Annotated in this window: 16 protein-coding genes; 15 read left to right on the top strand and 1 reads right to left on the bottom strand. The window is 57.8% G+C overall.

The genetic code is table 11. The features are described 5' to 3' along the window. Positions 1 to 56 precede the first annotated feature (56 nt). The 3 genes from secD (at position 57) to AC07VR_RS09790 (ending at position 3,519) form a co-directional block, all read left to right on the top strand. The gene (secD, locus tag AC07VR_RS09800; RefSeq protein ID WP_494991917.1) at positions 57 to 1,925 is read left to right on the top strand and encodes a protein translocase subunit SecD; all 1,869 of its coding nucleotides are present in this window, start codon (positions 57 to 59) and stop codon (positions 1,923 to 1,925) included. A gap of 9 nt (positions 1,926 to 1,934) precedes the next feature. After that, the gene (gene secF / locus AC07VR_RS09795; RefSeq protein WP_495011135.1) at positions 1,935 to 2,849 is read left to right on the top strand and encodes a protein translocase subunit SecF; all 915 of its coding nucleotides are present in this window, start codon (positions 1,935 to 1,937) and stop codon (positions 2,847 to 2,849) included. 121 nt (positions 2,850 to 2,970) lie between these two features. Next, positions 2,971 to 3,519 (top strand): glycine zipper 2TM domain-containing protein, encoded by a 549-nt coding sequence (locus AC07VR_RS09790; protein WP_494991919.1) that lies wholly within the window; start codon positions 2,971 to 2,973, stop codon positions 3,517 to 3,519. Between the two features lie 234 nt (positions 3,520 to 3,753). Here AC07VR_RS09790 and suhB read toward each other — a convergent pair whose 3' ends face one another. Then, a complete protein-coding gene (suhB, locus tag AC07VR_RS09785) occupies positions 3,754 to 4,569 on the bottom strand; it encodes a type III secretion system regulator SuhB (protein WP_494991920.1) in 816 nt (271 codons plus the stop codon). A gap of 304 nt (positions 4,570 to 4,873) precedes the next feature. Between suhB and trmJ the strand changes: the two genes are divergently transcribed. The 12 genes from trmJ (at position 4,874) to rlmN (ending at position 14,048) form a co-directional block, all read left to right on the top strand. Then, positions 4,874 to 5,644 carry a tRNA (cytosine(32)/uridine(32)-2'-O)-methyltransferase TrmJ gene (gene trmJ, locus AC07VR_RS09780; protein ID WP_494991921.1) on the top strand — a complete coding sequence of 257 codons (771 nt, stop codon included), beginning with the start codon at positions 4,874 to 4,876 and terminating at the stop codon, positions 5,642 to 5,644. Positions 5,645 to 5,646: 2 nt separating this feature from the next. Then, the gene (cysE, locus tag AC07VR_RS09775; RefSeq protein WP_494991922.1) at positions 5,647 to 6,423 is read left to right on the top strand and encodes a serine O-acetyltransferase; all 777 of its coding nucleotides are present in this window, start codon (positions 5,647 to 5,649) and stop codon (positions 6,421 to 6,423) included. Between the two features lie 310 nt (positions 6,424 to 6,733). Continuing rightward, positions 6,734 to 7,225, top strand: a complete 492-nt coding sequence (iscR, locus tag AC07VR_RS09770; protein WP_494991923.1) for a Fe-S cluster assembly transcriptional regulator IscR — start codon at positions 6,734 to 6,736, stop codon at positions 7,223 to 7,225. A 50-nt stretch (positions 7,226 to 7,275) separates the two neighbouring features. Next, the gene (locus AC07VR_RS09765; protein ID WP_494991924.1) at positions 7,276 to 8,490 is read left to right on the top strand and encodes an IscS subfamily cysteine desulfurase; all 1,215 of its coding nucleotides are present in this window, start codon (positions 7,276 to 7,278) and stop codon (positions 8,488 to 8,490) included. A 96-nt stretch (positions 8,491 to 8,586) separates the two neighbouring features. Then, on the top strand, positions 8,587 to 8,973 hold the full coding sequence (iscU, locus tag AC07VR_RS09760) for a Fe-S cluster assembly scaffold IscU (RefSeq protein WP_003443374.1): 387 nt from the start codon (positions 8,587 to 8,589) through the stop codon (positions 8,971 to 8,973). A 54-nt stretch (positions 8,974 to 9,027) separates the two neighbouring features. Continuing rightward, positions 9,028 to 9,351: an iron-sulfur cluster assembly protein IscA gene (gene iscA, locus AC07VR_RS09755; RefSeq protein ID WP_494991925.1), complete on the top strand. Its 324-nt coding sequence runs from the start codon at positions 9,028 to 9,030 to the stop codon at positions 9,349 to 9,351. An 8-nt stretch (positions 9,352 to 9,359) separates the two neighbouring features. Continuing rightward, a complete protein-coding gene (hscB, locus tag AC07VR_RS09750; RefSeq protein WP_494991926.1) occupies positions 9,360 to 9,881 on the top strand; it encodes a co-chaperone HscB in 522 nt (173 codons plus the stop codon). Between the two features lie 51 nt (positions 9,882 to 9,932). After that, positions 9,933 to 11,795: a Fe-S protein assembly chaperone HscA gene (hscA, locus tag AC07VR_RS09745; RefSeq protein WP_495011134.1), complete on the top strand. Its 1,863-nt coding sequence runs from the start codon at positions 9,933 to 9,935 to the stop codon at positions 11,793 to 11,795. 3 nt (positions 11,796 to 11,798) lie between these two features. Beyond that, a complete protein-coding gene (fdx, locus tag AC07VR_RS09740) occupies positions 11,799 to 12,140 on the top strand; it encodes an ISC system 2Fe-2S type ferredoxin (RefSeq protein ID WP_494991928.1) in 342 nt (113 codons plus the stop codon). A gap of 14 nt (positions 12,141 to 12,154) precedes the next feature. After that, on the top strand, positions 12,155 to 12,355 hold the full coding sequence (gene iscX / locus AC07VR_RS09735) for a Fe-S cluster assembly protein IscX (RefSeq protein WP_419118411.1): 201 nt from the start codon (positions 12,155 to 12,157) through the stop codon (positions 12,353 to 12,355). A gap of 90 nt (positions 12,356 to 12,445) precedes the next feature. Further along, complete coding sequence (gene ndk / locus AC07VR_RS09730; RefSeq protein ID WP_347901853.1) at positions 12,446 to 12,871, top strand: nucleoside-diphosphate kinase; 426 nt, start codon at positions 12,446 to 12,448, stop codon at positions 12,869 to 12,871. A 28-nt stretch (positions 12,872 to 12,899) separates the two neighbouring features. Beyond that, positions 12,900 to 14,048, top strand: coding sequence for a dual-specificity RNA methyltransferase RlmN (gene rlmN, locus AC07VR_RS09725; protein ID WP_494991929.1), 1,149 nt, complete (start codon positions 12,900 to 12,902; stop codon positions 14,046 to 14,048). Positions 14,049 to 14,057: the final 9 nt, after the last annotated feature.

Below are 14,057 nucleotides of genomic sequence, written 5' to 3'. Positions count from 1 at the left end.
TCTTTTACCAATCGACGGGGCGCGCAAGGCGCCCCGCGTCATAAGCGGGCGGCGTGATGCTGAACAAATACCCTCTGTGGAAATACATACTGATCCTGGCGGTGCTGGCGATCGGCTCTATTTATTCCGCTCCCAATTTATATCCTGACGATCCGGCCATTCAGGTCAGTGGCGCAAGTACTGCGCTGCAGGTCAATCAGGCCGATCTGGATCGCGTAAGCAAAGCGCTTGCCGATGCCGGGATCACTGTAAAGGCCTCCTCTCTGGCCGCGAACGGCAAGGGCGGCCTGTTGCGTCTGAACAGGCAGGAAGATCAGCTTCCAGCCAAAGACATCGTGCGCAAGGCGTTGGGTGATGACTATGTTGTTGCACTGAACCTGGCACAGACCACGCCAAAATGGCTGCGCAGCCTTGGCGCGCATCCGATGAAGCTGGGTCTGGACTTGTCTGGTGGTGTGCACTTCCTGCTGGAAGTGGACATGGAAAAAGCCCTCGATGCACGCCTGAAAGTCTACGAAGGCGACGTCAAGAGCCTGCTGCGTAAGGAGCGTGTGCGCTATCGCAGTCTGCCGCAACTCGGCGGTGCCATTCAGCTGGGCTTCAGTGATGATGCTTCCCGCGAAGAGGCCCGTGCACTGGTTCGCAAGAATTTCAAAGATTTCGACATTGTTCCAGCCGACCTCAATGGTCAGCCGGTGCTGCGTCTGGCGATGACCCCGGCCAAGCTGGCGGAAATCCGTGAATACTCCATCAAGCAGAACTTGACCACGGTACGTAACCGCGTCAACGAGCTGGGTGTTGCCGAGCCTATCGTTCAGCGCCAGGGGCCTAACCGTATCGTGGTTGAGCTGCCGGGCGTGCAGGATACTGCCGAAGCCAAGCGAATCCTCGGCAAGACGGCCAACCTTGAGTTCCGTCTGGCGGCTGAGCCTGGCGCTTCGAAAGCCACTTCCGAGGAGTTCGAGTTCCGTGAAGGCAAGCGTCCTCCAGCGCTGATCGAGCGTGGCCTGATCATCACGGGTGACCAGGTGACTGACGCCAAGGCGGGCTTCGGCGAGCACGGCACACCAGAAGTGAACATCCGTCTGGATGGCCACGGCGGCGAGCTGATGAGTCGTGCGACTCGCAGCAACGTCGGTCGCAGCATGGCGGTGATCTTCATCGAACAGCGTCCGGTCACCACTTACGTCAAGCAAGTGGTCAACGGCGTCGAGAAAGACGTGCCGGTTCAGACGTTTAAAGAAGAGAAGAAGATCATCAGCCTGGCGACCATTCAGTCGCCACTGGGTGCGCAGTTCCGCATCACTGGCCTGAACGGTCAGGGCGAGTCTTCCGAGCTGGCACTGTTGCTGCGTGCCGGTGGTCTGGCGGCGCCGATGTACTTCGCTGAAGAACGCACTATCGGTCCGAGCCTGGGTGCTGACAACATCACCAAAGGTATCGATGCATCCCTGTGGGGCATGCTGTTCGTTTCGCTGTTTATCATGGCTATTTACCGCTTCTTCGGCGTCATTGCCACGGTCGCACTGGCGGTGAACATGGTGATGCTGCTGGCCTTGATGTCCTTGCTGGGTGCGACGCTGACCCTGCCAGGTATCGCCGGTATCGTTTTGACCATGGGTATGGCGGTCGACGCCAACGTACTGATCTTCTCGCGGATACGTGAAGAGATCGCTGCCGGCATGACCGTGCAACGGGCAATCAACGAAGGCTTCGGCCGGGCATTCACCGCGATTCTCGACGCCAACCTGACAACACTGTTGGTCGGCGGGATTCTCTTTGCCATGGGCACCGGCCCGGTCAAGGGTTTCGCCGTGACCATGTCCCTCGGGATCTTTACCTCGATGTTCACGGCCATCATGGTGACCCGCGCGATGGTCAACCTGATCTTCGGCGGTCGTGACTTCAAGAAGTTGTGGATTTAAGGGGCTGCCATGTTACGTACAATCAACTTCATGGGCGTTCGCAACTTTGCGTTCGGCGTCACATTGTTCCTTACCGCACTGGCAATGTTCAGTGTCTTTCATAAGGGCATGAACTGGGGCCTGGACTTCACCGGCGGTACGCTCATCGAGCTGACCTACGAGCGTCCGGCCGATGTCACCAAGGTGCGTGAGCAACTGGTTACAGCCGGTTATCACGAAGCCATCGTGCAGAACTTCGGTGCAACCACCGATCTGCTGGTGCGCATGCCTGGCGAAGACCCGCAACTGGGTCACCAGGTGGCTGAAGCGCTGCAGAAAGTCGGCGGCGACAACCCGGCTCAGGTCAAGCGTGTCGAGTTCGTCGGCCCGCAGGTCGGTGAAGAACTGCGCGACCAGGGCGGCCTCGGCATGCTGATGGCGCTGGGCGGTATCCTGATCTACCTGGCTTTCCGCTTTCAGTGGAAGTTCGCGGTCGGTGCCATTGTCTCACTGATCCACGACGTGATCGTGACCGTGGGTATACTCTCGTTCTTCCAGGTCACCTTCGACCTGACGGTTTTGGCGGCGGTACTGGCGATCATCGGTTACTCGCTCAACGACACCATCGTGGTATTCGACCGGGTTCGTGAGAACTTCCGTGTGCTGCGCAAGGCCAGCCTGATCGAGAACATCAACATCTCGACCACGCAAACCTTGCTGCGGACCATGGCCACGTCGATCTCCACCTTGCTGGCGATCACCGCTCTGCTGTTCTTTGGTGGCGACAACCTGTTCGGCTTCTCCATCGCCCTGTTTATCGGTGTTCTGGCGGGTACTTACTCGTCGATCTACATCGCCAACGTGGTGCTGATCTGGCTGAGCCTGAGCACCGAGGATTTGATTCCTCCGGCTAATACCGAGAAGGAAGTCGACGACCGCCCATAACGGTAATTGTCTCTCTGGCTCCATCCAAAAAGGCGCGAGTATTGAACTCGCGCCTTTTTTTGTGCTCCAAGGCTAGGAGAAGCGCGGGCATGTCCCGCTTGTGATGGTCAGGAGGTTCATGATGAACAAGTCGTTACTGGTTGGTGCGGTACTGGGTGCTGTCGGTGTTACTGCCGGGGGTGCTGTTGCCACCTATAAGCTGGTTAAAAGCGGCCCTGAGTATGCGCAAGTGCTGGCTGTTGAGCCGGTCAAACAACAGATCAAGACTCCACGTGAGGTTTGCAGGGATGTCGCCGTGACCCGGCAGGCGCCAGTGAAGGATCAACACCAGATCCTGGGGACGGTGATCGGTGCTGTCGGCGGTGGTTTGTTGGGCAACATGGTGGGTGGCGGTAATGGCAAGAAGCTCGCCACCGTCGCAGGTGCAGTTGGCGGCGGTTATGCCGGCAACAAGGTCCAGGAAAACATGCAGAACAAGGACACCTACACCACGACTCAGACTCGCTGCAACACGGTCAATGACATCAGCGACAAGGTCGTGGGTTATGACGTGAGGTATTCGTTGAATGGCAAGGAAGGCAAGGTGCGTATGGATCGTGATCCAGGCAACCAGATTCCGGTCAACAAAGACGGTCAGCTGATTCTCGGTCAGAACCAGCCTGCCCAGTAAGCGAATGCGCTGGGGATCTAATGCTCGGGATCTAATAATGTAGGAGCGAGCTTGCTCGCGATATACGTTACCGATAACGCGCGTTTTCTGAATAAACGCGTCGCCTTTGAGTCCATCGTCGGAACGCCGCCCGGAGCAAGCTCGCTCCTGCAGGGGTTGTGGTGTGCAAGTTTAATACCCAAATCCTGGTCATAAAAAAAGCACCCCGAAGGGTGCTTTTTTTTTGCCTGATGCTTAGCGTTTCAGCGAAGCCGGCAGGTGCGGCTGGATGGCCGTCAGTACAGCCTTGAAGCATTTGGTGTTGCCGGCAACAACGTGGCCTTTTTCAAGGAAGTCGTGACCGCCGGTGAAGTCGCTCACCAGGCCGCCAGCTTCCTGGATCAGCAGGGCGCCTGCAGCCATGTCCCACTCGGACAGGCCTGACTCCCAGAACGCGTCGTAGCGACCAGCGGCAACGTAGGCCAGGTCGAGGCTGGCGGCACCGGCGCGGCGAATGCCGGCGGTCTGGCCAACCAGGCTGCGGAACATGCCCAGGTAGTTGTCGAGGTTGTCCATCTGGTCATCACGGAACGGGAAGCCCGTGCCTAGCAGGGCGCCTTCAAGGCTGGTGCGACCGCTGACACGCAGGCGACGGCCGTTGAGCTGAGCGCCGCGACCACGGCTGGCGGTGAATTCTTCCTGGCGAACCGGGTCCAGAACCACTGCGTGTTCCAGGCGGCCACGGTATTTGCAGGCGATGCTGACAGCGAAGTGCGGAACACCGCGCAGGAAGTTGGTGGTGCCGTCCAGTGGGTCGATGATCCACAGGTATTCTTCACCTTCGCCGCTACCGGCGTGCATACCGGTCTCTTCGCCGAGGATGGCGTGAGTCGGGTAAGCCTTGCGCAACGCGTCGATGATCTTCTGCTCGGCAGCGCGATCCACTTCGGACACGTAGTCCTTGGCGTCTTTTTCGTCGACCTTGATGGTATCCAGGCGCTCGATGGAGCGGAAAATCAATTCACTGGCGCTGCGGGCGGCGCGCAGCGCGATATTCAGCATGGGCTGCATGGATGTGTCACCTAAGGTTGTTAAAGAAAGCCGGGCATTCTATCAGAAACTTTCTACAGATGAAGGTCGACGTTCGCTTTCATAGCTTAACGGTGTGTCCCGCCTCGGAAATACGTTCATATTTTGACGAGTGGTCAATGTTGGCAGGCAAGGCGCCGCGCCGACTCATGGCTTGCTATGGGGGAAGCGGCAACGCAGCATGCCGACATTGAACGCCGTCAAAAGTGAACAGTTATTTTTGAGGCGGGACACTCTGATGCTCTGTAAGATTTGCTCCCCATTTCCCTGTCAGAGAGCGCCTCCCTTGCTGCAGAACATTCGTGTCGTCCTGGTCAATACCAGCCATCCGGGGAACATCGGAGGGGCTGCGCGTGCCATGAAGAACATGGGGCTGTCGCGGCTGGTACTGGTCGAACCGCGCTTGTTCCCGCACCACGAGGCTGATGCACGGGCCTCGGGTGCCGGGGACATCCTTGAAAATGCGCAAGTCGTCACCACCTTGGAAGAGGCCTTGGTCGGCTGCAATCTGGTGTTCGGCACCAGCGCCCGTGATCGCCGCATTCCCTGGCCGCTGCTCGATCCGCGTGAGTCTGGTGTGAAGGTGGTCGAAGAAGCGGCGCAGGGCGCCGAGATTGCTCTGGTGTTCGGTCGTGAGGATTCCGGCCTGACCAACGAAGAGCTGCAGCGATGTCATTATCACGTGCATATCCCATCGGACCCTGAGTTCAGCTCGCTGAACCTGGGGGCGGCGGTGCAGGTGCTGAGCTATGAAGTACGCATGTCCTGGCTGGCGGCGCAAGGCCAGCCGAGCAAGCTCGAGAAGGAAGAAGTGGCGTCGACCAAGAGTGGCGAGTTGGCGACCATGGATGAGTTGGAGCGATTCTATGAGCACCTGGAGCAGACCCTGGTGGCCATTGAGTTTCTCGATCCTGAAAAACCGCGACACTTGATGGCGCGCCTGCGTCGGTTGTACGGACGAAGCTCGGTCAGTCGGGCGGAAATGAATATTTTGCGTGGCATCCTCACGGAAACCCAAAAAGCGGCCCGTGGTGAGCTTCTTAAGCGGAAGGATTAATGATGTTCGAGCGTTTGCGTGAAGATATCCAGAGCGTTTTCCACCGTGACCCGGCGGCGCGTAATGCGTTTGAGGTGCTGACCTGCTATCCCGGTATGCATGCGATCTGGATTCACCGCCTGGCATCGGCGTTGTGGGGGATGGGCTGGAAGTGGCTGGCGCGAGTAGTGTCGAACTTCGGTCGCTGGTTGACCGGGATCGAGATCCATCCGGGGGCCAGGGTCGGTCGGCGCTTCTTTATCGACCACGGCATGGGCATTGTGATCGGCGAAACCGCCGAGATCGGCAATGACGTCACGCTTTACCAGGGGGTGACCCTCGGCGGCACCAGCTGGAATAAAGGCAAGCGCCACCCGACGCTGGAAGACGGCGTAGTGGTAGGGGCGGGCGCCAAGGTTCTCGGGCCGTTCACGGTCGGTGCCGGGGCCAAGGTTGGTTCCAATGCGGTGGTGACCAAGGCAGTGCCGGCCGGTGCAACGGTGGTCGGCATACCGGGGCGGATCATCATGAAGTCCGATGACGAGCAGGAAGCCAAGCGCAAGGCGATGGCGGAAAAACTCGGCTTCGATGCTTATGGCGTCAGCGAAGACATGCCGGACCCGATTGCGCGGGCCATTGGTCAGTTGCTCGACCACCTGCAGGCCGTAGACGGTCGTCTCGAAGGCATGTGTGGTGCGCTCAAGGATCTGGGCAGTAATTACTGCGCCAAAGACTTGCCCGAACTGCGCGAAGAAGACTTCGCCTGTGTAAAGAACAAGGATGAAAGCAAGGCCAGTTGACCGCATGGTTTTCTGTAGCAGCTGGCGAAGACTGCGTTCGGCCGCGAAGCGGTCGTGATTCGGTTGACGCAGTGTATCCGGAAGAATTCGCATACAGGTTTTGCGACCGCTTCGCGCTCGAACGCAGGCTTCGCCAGCTGCTACAGCTAAATGCCGCGTGTCGCTGGCGTGCCATTATGCTGCGGACTTTGCTATCATTCGCGCGCTATTTTTGCGGGTAAACCCGAGTAATTCACTAGGTCTTATAGTTGACTTGAATACTCGGGAATTGCATACTCGCCTCCATTCCGAACCTCCGCGGTACCTGTCCATGAGACTGACTACAAAAGGCCGATACGCCGTAACCGCCATGCTTGACCTGGCGTTGCACGCGCAAAACGGGCCGGTGTCCCTGGCCGATATCTCCGAGCGCCAAGGCATCTCCCTGTCCTACCTCGAGCAACTCTTCGCCAAATTGCGCCGTAGCAATCTGGTGTCCAGTGTTCGTGGTCCCGGTGGTGGCTATCAGCTGTCCCGCGACATGCAGGGGATCCAGGTCGCTCAGGTGATCGATGCGGTGAACGAATCGGTCGATGCAACCCGTTGCCAGGGGCAGGGCGATTGCCATTCCGGCGACACCTGTCTGACCCACCACTTGTGGTGCGATCTGAGCCTGCAGATCCATGAATTTCTGAGCGGTATCAGCTTGGCTGACCTTGTGACTCGCCGTGAGGTGCAAGAAGTAGCCCAGCGTCAGGACCAGCGCCGCTGTAATGGCAAGGCGTCACGTCTGGACAAGATTGAAGCGTCCGCCGTCGAATGACAGCCAAAGAGCTAGCGGCACGCCAGCCAGCCTGATTTAGGAGATAGTCCATGAAATTGCCGATTTACCTTGATTACTCTGCGACCACCCCGGTTGATCCGCGTGTCGCACAAAAGATGAGTGAATGCCTGCTGGTCGACGGAAACTTCGGAAACCCGGCGTCCCGTTCCCACGTATTCGGCTGGAAAGCCGAGGAGTCCGTGGAAAACGCTCGTCGTCAGGTCGCAGACCTGGTCAACGCCGACCCACGTGAAATCGTCTGGACCTCCGGTGCCACCGAGTCCGACAACCTGGCAATCAAGGGTGTCGCGCATTTCTATGCCACTAAAGGCAAGCACCTGATCACCACCAAGATCGAACACAAGGCTGTCCTCGACACCATGCGCCAACTGGAGCGTGAAGGTTTCGAAGTGACCTACATCGAGCCTCGTGAAGATGGTCTGGTGACTCCGGAAATGGTTGAAGCTGCACTGCGTGAGGACACCATCCTGGTGTCGGTCATGCACGTGAACAACGAAATTGGCACCATCAACGACATCGCAGCCATCGGCGAACTGACCCGTTCCAAAGGGATCCTGTTCCACGTCGACGCTGCGCAGTCCACCGGCAAGGTCGAGATCGACCTGTCGAAGCTTAAAGTCGACCTGATGTCCTTCTCTGCCCACAAAACCTACGGCCCTAAAGGCATTGGCGCACTGTACGTGAGCCGCAAGCCGCGTGTTCGCATCGAAGCGACCATGCACGGCGGCGGTCACGAGCGTGGCATGCGTTCCGGCACTCTGGCGACTCACCAGATTGTTGGCATGGGCGAAGCGTTCCGCGTAGCCAAGGAAGACATGGCTGCCGAAAACGTACGAATCAAAGCCCTGAGCGACCGTTTCTTCAAGCAGGTCGAAGAGCTGGAAGAGCTGTACATCAATGGCAGCATGACTTCCCGTGTACCGCACAACCTGAACCTGAGCTTCAACTACGTTGAAGGCGAGTCGCTGATCATGGCACTCAAGGATCTGGCAGTTTCTTCCGGTTCGGCCTGCACCTCGGCGTCCCTCGAGCCTTCGTACGTTCTGCGCGCCCTGGGCCGCAACGACGAACTGGCGCACAGCTCGATCCGTTTCACCTTCGGCCGTTTCACCACCGAAGAAGAAATCGACTACGCCGCGAAGAAAGTTTGTGAGGCCGTTACCAAGTTGCGCGCTCTGTCGCCGCTGTGGGACATGTACAAAGATGGCGTCGACATTTCGAAAATCGAGTGGGCGGCACACTGAATATAAGTCGCCGCAAACGGGCTCTGTAAAAATGTCGAATACCGCGTTTTTACAGAGCCTCAAGAGCGACTCTCTGATGAGTGAGGATTAAGAATCATGGCTTACAGCGAAAAGGTCATCGACCACTACGAAAACCCGCGCAACGTCGGCAAGATGGACGCAGAAGATCCTGATGTCGGCACCGGCATGGTTGGCGCTCCAGCATGCGGCGACGTAATGCGCCTGCAAATCAAGGTCAACGAACAAGGCATCATCGAAGACGCCAAGTTCAAGACTTATGGTTGCGGTTCGGCCATTGCCTCGAGCTCCCTGGCGACCGAGTGGATGAAAGGCAAGACTCTGGACGAAGCAGAGACCATCAAGAACACTCAGCTGGCTGAAGAGCTGGCCTTGCCGCCGGTAAAAATTCACTGCTCCGTACTCGCTGAAGACGCCATCAAGGCTGCCGTTCGCGATTACAAGCAGAAGAAAGGCTTGATCTGAGTTTTTTTCCGGGGATCAGTTTTCAAAGATCCTGGTATCAAGTAAGGAGTCCCGATGGCTATCAGCATGACAGAAGCGGCTGCTCAACACGTACGACGCTCCCTTGAAGGGCGCGGCAAGGGTGATGGGATTCGTCTGGGTGTTCGCACCACGGGCTGTTCCGGCCTTGCCTATGTGCTGGAGTTTGTCGATAAGGCGGACGCCGAAGATCAGGTATTCGAAAGTCACGGCGTTAAAGTGATCATCGACGCGAAAAGCCTGGTTTACCTGGATGGCACCGAGCTCGATTTCGTCAAGGAAGGATTGAACGAAGGCTTCAAGTTCAATAACCCCAACGTGCGCGGTGAATGTGGCTGCGGCGAAAGCTTCAACATCTGAGGCTGGTCGTGGGTACTCTTTGTCATTTCGCTTTATTTGAACTGCAGCCGAGTTTCCGTCTGGATCTCGACCAGTTGGCTACGCGCTACCGTGAGTTGGCGCGCGGCGTTCATCCGGACCGCTTCGCTGACGCTTCCGAGCGTGAGCAACGGCTGGCGCTAGAGCAATCCGCGAGCCTCAACGAGGCTTACCAGACGCTCAAGAATCCCCCGAAACGCGCGCGATACCTGCTCGCCATGGGTGGTCGTGAGCTACCGCTGGAGGTCACGGTGCATGATCCCGAGTTTCTTCTGCAGCAGATGCAATGGCGCGAAGAGCTCGAAGATCTGCAAGACAGTGCCGATCTGGCCGGGATTGCGGTATTCAAGCGTCGCTTGAAAGTTGCTCAGGATGAACTGAACGAAAGCTTCGCGGCTTGCTGGAATGTTGCAGTGCAGCGTGAACAGGCCGAACGCCTGATGCGGCGCATGCAATTCCTCGACAAGCTCACCTACGAAGTGCGCCAGTTAGAAGAGCGCCTCGACGATTAACCCAGTGCCGCCTCGGTCGCACGCCTGATATACAGATAAGTCCAGATAAGCATGGCCCTACTGCAGATCGCCGAACCCGGCCAAAGTCCCCAACCGCACCAGCGTCGTCTGGCTGTGGGTATCGACTTGGGCACTACCAATTCGCTGGTCGCTGCATTGCGCAGTGGTCTTTCCGAACCTCTGGCCGACGCTGACGGGCAGGTCATAATGCCGTCTGCCGTTCGCTATCACGCCGATCGCATTGAAGTGGGCATGGCGGCCAAACTGGCTGCTGCAAGTGACCCGTTCAATACCGTGTTGTCGGTCAAGCGCTTGATGGGTCGTGGTCTGTCCGACGTCAAGCTGTTGGGCGAACAATTGCCGTACCGCTTTGTCGATGGCGAATCGCATATGCCGTTCATCGACACGGTGCAAGGGCCGAAAAGCCCGGTCGAAGTCTCCGCCGATATCCTCAAGGTGCTGCGTCAGCGTGCCGAATTGGCTCTGGGCGGCGAGCTGGTGGGCGCGGTGATTACCGTTCCGGCCTATTTCGACGATGCCCAGCGTCAGGCAACCAAGGATGCGGCCAAACTGGCCGGTCTAAATGTCCTGCGTCTGCTCAACGAGCCTACCGCTGCGGCGGTGGCTTATGGTCTGGATCAACACGCCGAAGGCGTCGTTGCGATCTATGACCTGGGCGGCGGTACCTTCGATATTTCGATATTGCGTCTGACTGGCGGTGTTTTCGAAGTGCTGGCCACTGGCGGCGACAGCGCCCTGGGTGGCGATGACTTCGATCACGCGATCGCCGGCTGGATTATCGGGCAGGCCGGCTTGTCCGCCGACCTCGATCCAGGTGCTCAGCGCAACCTGTTGCAAACCGCTTGTGCCGCCAAGGAAAAGCTGACGGAATCTGATTCGGTCGAAGTCGTCTACGGCGACTGGCGTGCCGAATTGAGCCGTCAGGCGTTCGATGTGCTGATCGAGCCGATGGTCGCGCAAAGCCTGAAAGCTTGCCGACGCGCTGTTCGCGATTCGGGTATTGAGCTGGAAGATGTTCAGGCCGTGGTCATGGTCGGTGGTTCTACCCGTGTTCCGCGTATTCGTGATGCGGTGGCCGAGATGTTTGCTCGTCAGCCGTTGACCGAGATCGATCCGGATCAAGTAGTGGCCATTGGAGCCGCGATCCAGGCCGATACCCTCGCCGGCAACAAGCGTGATGGCGACGAACTGTTGCTGCTTGACGTGATTCCGCTGTCCCTGGGGCTGGAAACCATGGGCGGGTTGATGGAGAAGGTGATTCCACGCAACACCACCATCCCTGTCGCGCGGGCTCAGGACTTCACGACGTACAAAGATGGCCAGTCGGCCATGATGATTCATGTGTTGCAGGGTGAGCGCGAGCTGATCAGCGATTGCCGCTCCCTGGCGCGTTTTGAATTGCGCGGCATTCCGGCCATGGTCGCTGGCGCAGCGAAAATTCGTGTGACCTTCCAGGTCGATGCCGACGGCTTGCTCAGCGTTGCGGCCCGTGAATTGGGTTCGGGCGTTGAAGCCAGTATCCAGGTCAAGCCGTCCTACGGCCTGACCGACGGCGAAATCGCCCGGATGCTCAAGGATTCGTTCCAGTACGCCAACGACGATAAGGTCGCCCGGGTGCTGCGTGAGCAGCAAGTCGATGCCCAGCGTCTGATCGAAGCGGTGCAGGGCGCCCTCGATGTCGACGGCGAGCGCCTGCTCGATGCCGAAGAGCGCATGGTTATCGAATTGCAGATGCAAGAATTGACTGAATTGATGCAAGGCACCGATGGCTATGCCATCGAGCAGCAGACCAAGCGTCTGTCGCAAGTGACCGATGCCTTTGCTGCCCGCCGCCTGGACTCGACGGTGAAAGCCGCTCTGGCGGGGCGCAACCTGAATGAAATCGAGGAATAACTGATGCCGCAGATCATTTTTCTGCCACACGCCGAGCATTGCCCGGACGGTTTGGTTGTAGAGGCTGAGACCGGTCAGTCCATCCTCGAAGTGGCCCATGACAACCATATCGAGATCGAGAGCGCCTGCGGCGGCGTCTGTGCCTGCACCACCTGTCACTGCATCATCCGCGAAGGTTTTGACTCGCTGGAAGAGGCCGATGAGCTGGAAGAGGACTATCTTGATCGGGCCTGGGGTCTGGAAGCGCAGTCGCGTCTGACCTGCCAGGCAATCGTCGGGACTGAAGACCTGACTGTCGAAATTCCGAAATACTCGCTTAACCATGCAGCCGAAGCGCCGCACTGATTCAAGGAACCGTCATGAGTCTTAAATGGGTTGATGTACTGGAAATCGCGATCCAGCTGGCTGAGAGCAAGCCGGATGTTGATCCGCTTTCGGTCAACTTCGTCGATCTGCACCGCTGGGTTCTGGAATTGCCGGATTTCAGTGACGATCCCAAGCATGGTGGCGAGAAAGTGCTCGAGGCCATTCAAGCTGCCTGGATCGAAGAAGCAGACTGAACGCACCCTACGCAGTTAGGCAATCCCTCTAAACCCGCGTATAATTCGCGGGTTTAATTTTTCGCAAATTACCGTTTCTGGAGTTACACCATGGCTGTTCAACGTACTTTCTCCATCATCAAGCCTGACGCAGTTGCAAAAAACGTGACTGGCGAGATCATCACCCGTTTCGAAAAAGCTGGCCTGCGCGTTGTAGCTTCGAAAATGAAGCAACTGTCCAAAGCTGAAGCTGAAGGCTTCTACGCTGAGCACAGCGCTCGTGGTTTCTTCGGCGACCTGGTTGCTTTCATGATCTCCGGTCCGGTTGTCGTTCAGGTTCTGGAAGGCGAAAACGCTATCGCTCTGAACCGTGAGCTGATGGGCGCTACCAACCCAAAAGAAGCTGCTGCCGGCACCATCCGCGCTGACTTCGCTGATTCCATCGACGCCAACGCTGTGCACGGTTCGGACTCCGAAGCCGCTGCCGCTCGCGAAATCTCGTACTTTTTCGCAGCTACTGAAGTAACCACTCGCTAAGCATTGGCTTATGAGTGAAGGTGAATCCATGACTACATCGACTGCAAAAACTAACCTGCTGGGTCTGACTCAGCTGGAAATGGAAAAATTCTTCGACTCAATCGGGGAGAAGCGTTTCCGTGCCGGTCAGGTAATGAAGTGGATTCACCACCTTGGCGTCGATGATTTCGACGCCATGACGAACGTCAGCAAGGCCTTGCGCGACAAGCTCAAGGCTATTGCCGAAGTTCGCGGCCCCGAAGTGGTCAGCGAGGACATCTCCAGCGACGGCACCCGTAAGTGGGTGGTGCGCGTGGCGTCCGGCAGCTGCGTCGAGACCGTGTACATTCCCCAGGGCAAACGCGGCACTCTGTGCGTTTCGTCCCAGGCAGGCTGTGCCCTGGATTGCAGTTTCTGCTCCACCGGCAAGCAAGGTTTCAACAGCAACCTCACCGCCGCCGAAGTTATCGGCCAGGTGTGGATTGCCAATAAATCGTTTGGCAGCATCCCGGCAACCGCCGACCGTGCCATCACCAACGTGGTGATGATGGGCATGGGTGAGCCGCTGCTGAACTTCGACAACGTCGTTGCCGCCATGCACCTGATGATGGACGACCTGGGTTACGGCATCTCCAAGCGCCGTGTGACCCTGTCGACCTCGGGCGTGGTGCCGATGATCGATGAGCTGTCCAAGCACATCGACGTTTCCCTGGCGTTGTCCCTGCACGCACCGAACGATGCGCTGCGTAACCAGTTGGTACCAATCAACAAGAAGTATCCGCTGAAAATGCTCCTCGAGTCCTGCCGCCGCTACATGTCGTCCCTGGGCGAAAAGCGCGTGCTGACCATCGAGTACACCTTGCTCAAGGACATCAATGACAAGGTCGAGCATGCGGTTGAAATGATCGAGTTGCTCAAGGACACGCCTTGCAAGATCAACCTGATCCCGTTCAACCCGTTCCCCCATTCCGGTTACGAGCGGCCGAGCAACAACGCCATCCGTCGTTTCCAGGATCAACTTCATCACGCTGGCTTCAATGTCACCGTGCGTACCACCCGTGGCGAAGACATCGACGCCGCGTGTGGCCAGTTGGTAGGACAGGTGCTGGATCGCACCCGTCGTAGCGAGCGTTATATCGCTGTGCGTGAGTTGAACGCTGAGTCTGATATGCCGCAAAGCGCTACGAATCGTACTTAAGAGAGGATC

It is taken from the genome of Pseudomonas sp. GW821-FHT02H09 (assembly GCF_059421425.1).
This window is presented reverse-complemented; position numbering and strand designations above follow the sequence as displayed.

Excerpts from the sequence above, each read along its gene's own strand:
- iscA (WP_494991925.1), top strand. The coding sequence starts at position 9,028 with ATGGCTATCAGCATGACAGAAGCGGCTGCTCAACACGTACGACGCTCC.
- iscX (WP_419118411.1), top strand. The coding sequence starts at position 12,155 with ATGAGTCTTAAATGGGTTGATGTACTGGAAATCGCGATCCAGCTGGCT.
- cysE (WP_494991922.1), top strand. The coding sequence starts at position 5,647 with ATGTTCGAGCGTTTGCGTGAAGATATCCAGAGCGTTTTCCACCGTGAC.
- iscR (WP_494991923.1), top strand. The coding sequence starts at position 6,734 with ATGAGACTGACTACAAAAGGCCGATACGCCGTAACCGCCATGCTTGAC.
- ndk (WP_347901853.1), top strand. The coding sequence starts at position 12,446 with ATGGCTGTTCAACGTACTTTCTCCATCATCAAGCCTGACGCAGTTGCA.
- hscA (WP_495011134.1), top strand. The coding sequence starts at position 9,933 with ATGGCCCTACTGCAGATCGCCGAACCCGGCCAAAGTCCCCAACCGCAC.
- suhB (WP_494991920.1), bottom strand. The coding sequence starts at position 4,569 with ATGCAGCCCATGCTGAATATCGCGCTGCGCGCCGCCCGCAGCGCCAGT.
- AC07VR_RS09765 (WP_494991924.1), top strand. The coding sequence starts at position 7,276 with ATGAAATTGCCGATTTACCTTGATTACTCTGCGACCACCCCGGTTGAT.
- secD (WP_494991917.1), top strand. The coding sequence starts at position 57 with ATGCTGAACAAATACCCTCTGTGGAAATACATACTGATCCTGGCGGTG.
- iscU (WP_003443374.1), top strand. The coding sequence starts at position 8,587 with ATGGCTTACAGCGAAAAGGTCATCGACCACTACGAAAACCCGCGCAAC.
- AC07VR_RS09790 (WP_494991919.1), top strand. The coding sequence starts at position 2,971 with ATGAACAAGTCGTTACTGGTTGGTGCGGTACTGGGTGCTGTCGGTGTT.
- fdx (WP_494991928.1), top strand. The coding sequence starts at position 11,799 with ATGCCGCAGATCATTTTTCTGCCACACGCCGAGCATTGCCCGGACGGT.
- rlmN (WP_494991929.1), top strand. The coding sequence starts at position 12,900 with ATGACTACATCGACTGCAAAAACTAACCTGCTGGGTCTGACTCAGCTG.
- secF (WP_495011135.1), top strand. The coding sequence starts at position 1,935 with ATGTTACGTACAATCAACTTCATGGGCGTTCGCAACTTTGCGTTCGGC.